The 1,662-nt window shown below is 37.3% G+C and carries 4 protein-coding genes; all 4 read right to left on the reverse strand.

Annotated features, from left to right (window positions below; translation table 11 throughout):
- Positions 1-189, reverse strand: a 189-nt coding sequence (locus BTHERMOSOX_RS08665; protein WP_171004710.1) for a glutathione S-transferase N-terminal domain-containing protein, incomplete at its 3' end; no start/stop codon positions are given.
- A gap of 43 nt (positions 190-232) precedes the next feature.
- Entirely contained in the window at positions 233-700 is a 468-nt protein-coding gene (gene rlmH / locus BTHERMOSOX_RS08670; protein ID WP_138120683.1) for a 23S rRNA (pseudouridine(1915)-N(3))-methyltransferase RlmH, read from the reverse strand.
- A 3-nt stretch (positions 701-703) separates the two neighbouring features.
- A complete protein-coding gene (gene rsfS, locus BTHERMOSOX_RS08675) occupies positions 704-1,045 on the reverse strand; it encodes a ribosome silencing factor (RefSeq protein WP_138120684.1) in 342 nt (113 codons plus the stop codon).
- Positions 1,046-1,047: 2 nt separating this feature from the next.
- Positions 1,048-1,662 (reverse strand): nicotinate (nicotinamide) nucleotide adenylyltransferase (gene nadD / locus BTHERMOSOX_RS08680; protein WP_138120685.1); only part of this gene is annotated, 615 nt, incomplete at its 5' end.

Below are 1,662 nucleotides of genomic sequence, written 5' to 3' on the forward strand. Positions count from 1 at the left end.
CTCGAATACAATTTGATCATCCACTTTTAATAAAGGTACTTGGCCGGTAGGCGAGATTTCTTTAAACCAATCAGGCGGATCCATTGGGTTGATGTAAGTTATTTCAAAGTCAATTTTTTGAGTGTTTAGCAAAATAACAGCACGCTGTGCAAATGGACATAATTTAAAGCTAATCAGTTCTAATTTCATATTTTTCTCCTTATTTGGTGCAGGCCTTGCCTGCCTCAGTTGGCTATTCCCGATGATAGGGGTGATTGGTTAATAACGAGTGAGCTCGGTATAGTTGTTCAACGGCTAATAATCTAGCCATTGAGTGTGGTAAAGTTAAGTTTGACAGCCCCCAAAGTTGATCGGCGTGAGATTTTACAGCCTCACTTAATCCATCTGCACCGCCAATAATTAAAGACACGTTTTCACCATTTTGCTGCCAATTTCCTAATTGCTGAGCAATGATTTTGGTGGTGTGTTGTTTGCCATACTCATCAAAAGCGATAACCAGACTTGAATCTTTGGTGGCTTTAATAATAAGCTTGCCTTCTAATTCTTTAATTTGCGTAATATTTTTACCTTTACGTTTTTGTGCTTCTAGGGTAATCAAGCTAAAGTTTAGTTGAGTAGGGAGCTGTTTTTGATAATGATGAATGCCTGTTTGTATCCAGTCTGGCATTTTTTTGCCAATAACAATCAGGTTGATTTTCATTGATTACTCGTCGTTATCGGTACCAGTCCAAAGTCTTTCCAGTTTGTAGAATTCCCTGGTTTTTTCAGTCATGATATGTACAACAACTTCGGCCAAATCAACCAAAACCCAATGGCCAGTTTCGGTGCCTTCAATGCCAGAAACCTTCATGCCTAAACGTTTTGCTTCAATTTTAATATTATTAGCGATGCCTCGAACATGCTGAATTGAGCGACCCGTTGCAACCACAATCGCTTCGATATCGGCAGTTTGCTCTAATACCTTTAGAGTAACGATATCCTCGCCTTTTAATTCATCAATAGTGTCTGTAACAACCTTTAGTTGCTGTTCTAGGTTTAGGTTCATTTTTATCTCAAATAATTAATAACACCGTCTGGCAAAAGGCCGACTAAGTTTTGTTTAGCGCGTATTTTACCATCCGTAGCATTATTAAATAGAATACCTCTAATATTGCTAGATGAAATATCATACTGATCCGTATTGGCAAAATAAACCAACCCCGAGGCTTGAGTGCCTAATTCTGACTTATCTGTCGCCGTTGAAAAATTTTCAACAATATGTTGCTGCTGTTCATCAGGCCTTGCTAATACGATTAAATGGCAATATTGATTAAACTCTTCAAACTGCCTCCAGGTGGATAAATTATTAAAACTATCCATACCCATAATCAAACAAATAGTTTGATTTGGATATTCTCGCTTGATCTCTTTTAAGGAGTCAATAGTGTAAGAATTACTTGCTCTATCAATCTCTCGTGAATCAATATTTAGTTTTGGAAAATTTTGAATAGCCACTTCAAGCATTTCAAGTCGCCGCTTAGTTGAAAAAGTTAGTGAATTTTTGTGAACAGGTGTGTGACAAGGCATTAAAAATAATTCAGTTAAATTCAGCTCTTTTACTAGCTGTTGTGCATTGTTTAAATGCCCAAGATGTATGGGATCAAACGAGCCACCAAAAAAACC

This window comes from Bathymodiolus heckerae thiotrophic gill symbiont (assembly GCF_900128515.1).
Lineage (GTDB): Bacteria > Pseudomonadota > Gammaproteobacteria > PS1 > Pseudothioglobaceae > Thioglobus_A.

What these genes read in the sequence shown, in the direction of transcription:
- rsfS (WP_138120684.1), bottom strand. Translation starts at nt 1,045, where the DNA reads ATGAACCTAAACCTAGAACAGCAACTAAAGGTTGTTACAGACACTATT.
- rlmH (WP_138120683.1), bottom strand. Translation starts at nt 700, where the DNA reads ATGAAAATCAACCTGATTGTTATTGGCAAAAAAATGCCAGACTGGATA.